The 8,121-nt window shown below is 45.1% G+C and carries 7 protein-coding genes; 6 read left to right on the forward strand and 1 reads right to left on the reverse strand.

The annotated features are described in order from the left end of the window. Window positions 1-138 precede the first annotated feature (138 nt). Window positions 139-729 (reverse strand): LysE family translocator, encoded by a 591-nt coding sequence (locus L693_RS0110135; protein WP_025717163.1) that lies wholly within the window; start codon window positions 727-729, stop codon window positions 139-141. Window positions 730-867: 138 nt separating this feature from the next. Here L693_RS0110135 and L693_RS0110140 point away from each other — a divergent pair, with 138 nt between their 5' ends. The 6 genes from L693_RS0110140 (at window position 868) to L693_RS0110170 (ending at window position 8,071) form a co-directional block, all read left to right on the forward strand. After that, entirely contained in the window at window positions 868-1,800 is a 933-nt protein-coding gene (locus L693_RS0110140; RefSeq protein WP_025717164.1) for a LysR family transcriptional regulator, read from the forward strand. 1,004 nt (window positions 1,801-2,804) lie between these two features. Next, the gene (locus L693_RS0110150) at window positions 2,805-3,563 is read left to right on the forward strand and encodes a transposase (protein WP_049825119.1); all 759 of its coding nucleotides are present in this window, start codon (window positions 2,805-2,807) and stop codon (window positions 3,561-3,563) included. Window positions 3,564-4,157: 594 nt separating this feature from the next. Next, the gene (locus L693_RS0110155) at window positions 4,158-5,330 is read left to right on the forward strand and encodes a radical SAM/SPASM domain-containing protein (RefSeq protein WP_025717166.1); all 1,173 of its coding nucleotides are present in this window, start codon (window positions 4,158-4,160) and stop codon (window positions 5,328-5,330) included. Between the two features lie 25 nt (window positions 5,331-5,355). Next, complete coding sequence (locus tag L693_RS0110160) at window positions 5,356-6,357, forward strand: radical SAM/SPASM domain-containing protein (protein WP_025717167.1); 1,002 nt, start codon at window positions 5,356-5,358, stop codon at window positions 6,355-6,357. 18 nt (window positions 6,358-6,375) lie between these two features. Beyond that, a complete protein-coding gene (ahbB, locus tag L693_RS0110165; RefSeq protein WP_049825120.1) occupies window positions 6,376-7,365 on the forward strand; it encodes a siroheme decarboxylase subunit beta in 990 nt (329 codons plus the stop codon). A gap of 247 nt (window positions 7,366-7,612) precedes the next feature. Next, window positions 7,613-8,071 carry a transposase gene (locus tag L693_RS0110170; protein WP_025717169.1) on the forward strand — a complete coding sequence of 153 codons (459 nt, stop codon included), beginning with the start codon at window positions 7,613-7,615 and terminating at the stop codon, window positions 8,069-8,071. Window positions 8,072-8,121: the final 50 nt, after the last annotated feature.

Here is an 8,121-nt window from a genome sequence, read left to right on the forward strand (position 1 = left end):
ACTGGTTGATCTCATAATACGAACGGGCAGGATAGTGATATAGAAGTGCAGAAATTACATATTGCCAAATGAGTCAAGTTATGGGGAGACGAGACCTTCGAGAAATCGGAGTAAGAAAACAAGCGGATCTTCTTAATCCTAATAGTTCGAAAATAAAAGAAAAATTGCTACAATAATCAATGATCCGCCCATCACCAAATTAAAAACCTTAATGCCGTTCTTCACTTTCATAAGAAATTGTAATTTCGATCCTAAAAGGGCCCAGGAGGCAAGTGAAAGATAACAAATAAGAAAATAAATACACACAAAGACAAGAAGCATGGAATAGGAAGTATTCGAACCAAAGGCAGAAACACCGGAAAGACATGCAATCCATGCTTTGGGATTAAGCCACTGCATAAGAAAACCGTGACGAAAACGTGGCAGTTGTTCCTCTTTTAACTCGATTTCTGTATGTGAAACCATAATTTTGTAGCCAATATAACTCATGTATCCTGTCCCTATATATCTTAGCAATTCATAGAATATAGGGACTTGCGCCACGAGATTGGATATCCCTAAACCAACAGCAGTTAGCAAGAATGTAAACCCGACTGTTGAACCGGATACGAAAGGTAATGAGTGCTTAAAACCATAATTGACTCCAGAAGAAAGAATTGTTATGTTCACAGGGCCTGGAGAGATCGACATGGATAATGAAAAAAAGCACATTGCAATGAAAATAGACACGATTGCATACTCCTTATATAGTTTGTCTGGGATTACTATAGCTCATCATGATTAAAACCGTCCAATTTCAAGTTCTGATTGGACCCATCGGGAAAACGGAATGATTCATGCAAATGCATCTGAGGAGGTCTAGGATAGTTGGAGCTGTATCAATTGAAAACCTTTATAGAAATTGCCCGTACTGGCAATTTGACCGAAGCGGCAGCGCATCTTAACACAAGTCAGCCGGCTGCAAGTGCACACATCAAAGCCTTGGAGAAAGAAGTTGGTTTTCCTCTCTTTTATCGAACTTCCAAAGGAATGACTATTACAGAAAAAGGTTCGAAGATATTGTTGGAAGCACAGAAAATACTCACCTCCCTAGATGATTTCTATCTTAAAGCGAGTGATTTGAAGGCAGAATCGGACACCATTCGGATCGGGTTAAATACAAACGGGCAGCTTCTTCGAATAGAGAAATTGATCAGGTTTATTTCGGAATGCCTGCCGCAGGTAGAATTGCATTTTATCGATACTAAAAGTGAAGATTTCACCCAGGATTTGACCAGCGCGAAAATAAGCATAGGTTTTTATTATGGGAATGTTGCACATCCGTCCGTATACTCCATCAAACTCCATTCCTTCAAGATGGTTGTGGTCTATCCCAACAGTTGGGATGTACCGCCGAAGAAGAGGTTGTCCCTGGAGTATTTTGCAGAAAAGCCGTGGATTTGGACAACACAAGGTTGCCCCTTCTATAAACAATCCATCGATTACTTCCTGAAACAGGATATGGTTCCGCAAAAAATCATGTATGTCGATGACGAATCTCTGATAGGGAAATTGGTTCAAGGAGAAATTGGTTGTTCATTGCTGGCGGAGCCAATAGCTATGCGGTTTGCGAATGAAAACATGTTGCAGATCTGGGAGGGTATCGATCTCAATATTGATCTACATTTTGGTTATCTAAAGGATAAAAAGAGCGATGCTGTGTTCCTTGAAATAGGCTCAATAGTGGATAGGATATGGAACGTGGATGGTATCTCGATAGTAAACAGTAGCTGGTCGGATTATGATGAGAATCGAGATTAAGAAAAGTAAAAACGATGACATTGTAAGTTCTCCGTTTGAGATCACAAAACGGGCAGCCTCATTACGTTAACGGGAGGAGGATAGCTCCAATCTTATAATCTCAACTAACGGAGACGATAGTTCAATTAGGACACAATGGCATTCGGCCGGACGATCAGGCAGTAGTTTTCTCAACGAAAAGGGCAGGATAATGTAGCCAAAGTTGAAAACATTAAAAACAATATTTAATATCGAATTGAGGTAGGTGTAGCCATATGTTTCAAGAGTGGTATGTTCTCTTGAAGGAGAGATAAAGGTTAAGGCTGATGAATTAGTTGAGAAGTTCACTGCTTTAGGTTGCCCAGATCCACTTATATGGACAAGATCAGAACTTGAAGAAAATAATCCTTCACTTGCAGAATTCCGATTCTTAGCATTTCTAAAGAAATCTCTTACTTATTATGATCAAAATCAAGAATCAATTGTTCAGGGGCTATCCGAACGGGGCATGCCACATAATGAAATAACAACGCTATTAAAGTACTATACATACGCTGGTATGTCAGAAGTATTTGGCAGACTTAAACATTAGCTATACAGATAATCTGCCTGACTATCCTACATGGGTAATGCAAGAAACAGATTCTAATGGCGAACCTACAGGAAGACCTATGTATGGTCTATATAGCAATCAATGGTTCCTTGAGCCACACAACGATAAGTAAACATCAACATCCATGCTATTGTAATAGACTCAGCTAACGGGAAACGTTAGTTCAATAATTGGCTTTTACCACTTTTGAGCAACATGCAGCTAGGACTTAATGAAAAATCCTATGAAATTGATGCTAGAATTATGGCCTATATGGGATGGCACAAAACCCTTCACCCTGATATGCGTTCGGTGCGAATAGTTCGTCCAGCAATTATTTTCTGTAACCAATCCTGAACTTAAACGAGCTTTTAAAAAAACAGGTGCGTTAAGTGTCCTCAAATTAGCTCTGAAGTATCCTACAGCGCAAGAAATGGCCAAGGTAACTCAGGATGAACTTAGGCAAACTCTAATAACAATTGGTGCAAAAACTACTGCTACAAAAGCCTCTATGACCTTGGCAGAACTGTTACCCAACACATTATCCTTGAACATTCCACACCTAGCTGAACGGCAAACGTGGCTAATTGAAGAAGCTTTGCGTATAGATGAAGCGATAAAAAGCATGGATAAACAGATAGCTTCCCTGCTTTATGGTGATAAAGAAAAAGGATATAAACCTCATCCTTATACAAAGATACTTATGTTCTTCCCTATCATGAGTGAATCTATGGCCTGTACATTTATCGGCGCTATTGGTGATATTGAACGTTTCTCAACATATTTAGAGCTTAAAAAGTACCTTGGTGTAGCTGTGGAGAATAAAATCTCGGGCACATCCGTTTTTAAGAGTAGGCAGACATACGAGGGTGTTAGAGATACTCGCAGAGTTCTATTCTTAATGACTTTGCTACTAATATCTCCAAAAATAAGTGAAAATAGTTTTCGTGTTTACTATAAGCGATTAGTTGATCGAGGAATGGCGAAGAGAAAAGCAATAGGGCATGTATGCGGTAAGATTGCCCAAGTTTTATACTCATGCCTTAAAAACAATGAACCGTATGATCCTTTCAAACACGCGAGCAAAAAGGGAGTAATCCTTGATGGCGATAAAGTAAGATTAAAGATCCCAGCTAATTTAGGAGATTACGAACGCCAAGCGGATGAGTTAGCAGATGACAATGTCTTATAAACGACAGTATCTTACACTGCTTTACATTGAACATAAATAGCCCATTGCATGTAAAATTGGAGATAAGAGGCTTCCAAATTACGGTGGTGGGCTCATTTACATTTTTCTAAGCACTACACTACATTAGACTATTGGAATAGGTGCGTCCATTGCGGGGGATTTCTCTGCAACTTTACAGCCGTTTCTTTAGTATGATGGACGGTGTGTACATGACCCGGGAAAGTTAGATCATTTCATTGCTCGTTCTTGTCGTTATGATCATAGAACTGGCTAACGGTAAGAAAAAATCATTTCGGCCACAACCTTTTTGATACCCGCAGCATTGCGGTTTTTTTCTTGAAATATAAGACTTTTTAGGCTTCGCGCCTATTGTTTGGTCTTATATTTTTACGAGAAACATACCTTAAAGCGATACTCGTATCGCTACTTCGGAAGCATAAGCTCTAATAAGACGCCGTCAGGCGTTTCTTCTTATTGCAGACCCAAGCATTAATGCGGCGCAAGAGCAAGATAATAACGCATATCCTTATTCTCACAAGTTATTTTAAGATATAAAGAACTGGTATCTAATTATAGGGAGATGAGGGAGCGGAAATGATTAATGTAACGAAACTACTTACCGGTATGAAGGGAGAAGGCGATGACCTTCGTTATACCATTAAGCCAGGACACAAACCGCATGGCGTTTCCGCGGGCAGAGGGCCTGTCGTCGTATGGAATTCGACACGGGCTTGCAACTTAACCTGTAAACATTGTTATGCGAATGCCTGTCCTGCCCATGATCCCGATGAAATGTCGACGGAGGAAGCTAAGGTGTTTATTGATAATCTGGCCGCCTTCCAGGTGCCGGTACTGCTTTTTTCCGGTGGAGAGCCTCTGATCCGCAAAGATATTTATGAGCTGATTTCTTATGCGTCAAGCAAAGGGCTTCGGCCGGTAGTATCCACCAATGGCACATTGATTACCATGGACAGAGCGAAGATGCTAAAAGAAGCAGGGGTTAAATATGTCGGTGTAAGCCTGGATGGGCTGGAAGAGCGCCATGATGAATTTCGCGGGCGAAAAGGAGCCTTTGAACAGGCGCTTCAGGGTATCCGAAACTGCTTGGCCATCGGCCAGAAGGTAGGGGTCCGGTTTACGATCAGCAGACATACATATGAAGACTTGGATGGAGTCCTTGATTTGATCGAGCGGGAAAATATTCCTCGGGCCTGCTTCTACCATCTCGTCTATTCCGGCCGCGGGAGCGCCCTGCAGCAAGAGGATGTTACCCATGAACAATCCCGGCATGCTCTTGACCGGATTATGGCTAAAACGATGGACCTGCATGGCAAAGGCAAACCGGTGGAATTGCTCACCGTTGATAATCATGCGGATGGCGTTTACTTATACCAGCGGATGATGGAGCACGACCCGGAGCGCGCGGCTGAACTGCTTGGCTTGCTTCAGAGAAACGGCGGCAACCGTTCCGGAATAGCCATCGGCTGCGTGGATTGGCACGGCAACGTCTATCCCGATCAGTTCACGAGAGATATCGAAATCGGCAATATCCGCAAGCAGAAATTCAGCGAGATTTGGCGTGATGCCGCTCATCCGCTAATGGCCGGCCTGCGCGACCGTAAACCGCTACTAAAGGGACGCTGCAGAGAATGCAATTGGCTGGATATCTGTAACGGGAATTTCCGGGCCCGGGCTTCGGTAAGCGGTGATTTCTGGGCGGAGGACCCATCCTGTTATTTAAGCGACCGCGAAATTGGAATCGTATAACACTGGAAAGGAAGGCTGAATACGCATGCTCGTTTCCTGGAATGTGACCAAGAAATGCAATTTATACTGCGAACACTGCTATCGCGACTCCGGGCCGTCATCGTCTGTAGAAGACCAGCTAACCACGGAGGAAGGAATCCGGCTCATTGATCAGATCAAGCAGGCCGGATTCAAGCTTCTCATATTCAGCGGCGGCGAGCCCTTGATCCGTGAAGATCTCTGCGAATTGATCGCGTATGCCTCGTCTATCGGCCTTCGTCCCGCACTTGGCAGCAACGGCACGCTTCTGACCGCCGCCAAAGCTGCGGAGCTGAAAAAAGCGGGGCTAGGGGGCATTGCGATCAGCATAGACAGCGCCACGCCTGAGTATCACAACCGGTTCAGGAATGCGCCGGAAGGCTGGCAGCAAGCATTGGAGGGCATCCGTTATGCCCGGGAAGCCGGGCTGAGAGTGCAGATTAACATGACGCTGACCGAGGGCAATATGGATGATTTCGTGCAGGTTGCCCAGCTTGCCGAGGAGCTTCATGTATCCTCTCTGCACCCGTTCTTTCTCGTCCCGACCGGACGGGCCGTCCATATCGAAGAAGACGGGCTGAAGCGGGAACGGTATTACTCGGTTCTGCGCAGTGTTCTGTCCAAACAGAAATCAACATCCCTTGAAATCAAACCGACATGCGCTCCCCAATTCATGCCGCTTGCCAAGAGCATGGGGCTGGAAATGCGGTACACGCGCGGTTGTCTGGCCGGGGTCTCCTATTGTTCGGTGCTGCCGAGTGGCGAGGTGCATATTTGTCCGTACCTGCCGGTCAAGGTGGGGAATGTTCGCGAGCAGCCTTTTGATGAAATATGGCGGGATAATCCGGTGTTCCGGGATTTAAGGGACTTCGAGAAATATGAAGGAGAATGCGGCTCCTGTCCCGATGTGGGCATTTGTGGCGGCTGCCGGGCGAGATCGTACTATTATAGCGGCGGCAATTTCATGGCCGAAGAGCCGTGGTGTTACAAAAGATCGGCGGCGCTGTAAGTTGGGGAGGTGGGAACAGTGAACCTGGATTCGAACGACCGGAAGCTGCTGAATCGGCTGCAAATCGGGCTTCCTCTGGTCAGACGCCCTTGGAATGCCATTGCGGAGGAACTGGAATTATGCCAGGAAGATGTGCTTCAAAGGCTTGAAAGGCTGAAGAAAGAGGGATTCATCCGGCGGATCGGCGGGGTGTTTAATCCGGCGGGACTGGGATTTAGAGGCTGTCTGTATGCGATGGCAGTCAGGGAGGAGCTTTTTTACCAGACCGCTGCTGTCGTCAACAGGTATAGAGGCGTAACCCATAACTACCGCCGGCGCAGCAGGCTCAATATGTGGTTCACGCTGACTTCCCGGACCGAGGAAGAACGGGGGGTTATTCTTGAAACGATCCGTGAAGCGGCGGGCGGGCCGCTGCTATATGAGTTCCCCTCCGAGCAATTATTCAAACTAAAGGTGTTCCTGAATATGGAAGGAAAGGCTGATGCATCAGCCATTACACCCAGTCCGAACTTGAATGGAGGCACAACTTCCAAACAGGAACCATGCAAAATAGAAATAACGGATTTGCAGCTGATCCGCGAACTGCAGGGAGATCTTCCGTTGTCACCCGAACCGTATACCGAGATTGCCAATAAGACAGGTTGCAGCTTGGAAGAGGTGTTCCTGCGCTTGCAGGCGCTGCAGGCAGGAGGAGCACTCAAACGAATCGGAGCCGTTCTAAAGCATAGGGAAGCGGGATTTTCAGCAAATGGCCTGTTCATCTGCGTACTTCCTGAGGAGCATATACCTGAGGCAGGAAAAAGGCTGGCCGGTTATTCGGAAGTCAGCCACTGCTACAAGCGCCGGGCGCATCCCGATTGGCCGTATAATTTATACGCCATGATTCATGGACCCGATGAAGCGTCTGTTCGGAAAGTTGCGGAGCAATTTGTTCGGCGGGAAGGCATCAAGGATTACGATATTCTGTTCAGCACGGAAGAACTGAAGAAAACGAGCTTTTCGATCTAAAGCGCTTCTTATATTCACACGAATGCCGTCTCTTCAAGGACAGTGTCCGTTTTTCGTGTTGACAGGTTAACGCTCTTTGACTATATTGAGTTTATTCGTAATGCTTACAATTTTACACAGATCGGAAGTACCGAGCGTGTAGTCTGAAAGCATTGGCAAAGGCCCCGCTAACCTTAAACTGAACCGCACCCCAAATCTTAGACACATGATATAATCCTCTAAGAAGAAAGGGTGCGGATTTTACTTTATGGTCAAATACAGCGAAGAAATACGAATAAAAGTTGCTATAGATGTACTTGAAGGAGGGCTGTCTGAGAACGAAGCAGCACGTAAGCATGGAATGAACCATGTAACGGTTAATGAATGGGTAGCTGCATACTCCAAGCATGGAGCTGCGGGATTGATCAATAAGGGAACACACAGGACTTTTACTGGAGAACAAAAGCAGTACATATTAGAAGATATGCATGAGAACCATTTGAGTTATAAAGCTGCTGCGAAGAAGCATGATGTACAAGATAGATCCATTCGGAATGGGGAGCGCATTTATCGAAATGAAGGACCTGAAGGACTCTATATGGAGCGTCGAGGACGTACAGCTAATAAAGAGCCACAGAAACTACTAGAGATCGGATTTTGGAGAGATACTTACTATGGACGACTTGATAAATTTCAAATCAAATCTAAAAGGAAATGCCTGCTTTAGAAGAAGCAGGCATTTCTCAGATTGTCGAGAAACCCTGTCTTTGGAGACGA

Origin of the sequence: Paenibacillus sp. 1-18 (assembly GCF_000520755.1) — a bacterium.
GTDB classification, from domain to species: Bacteria; Bacillota; Bacilli; order Paenibacillales; family Paenibacillaceae; genus Paenibacillus; species Paenibacillus brasilensis.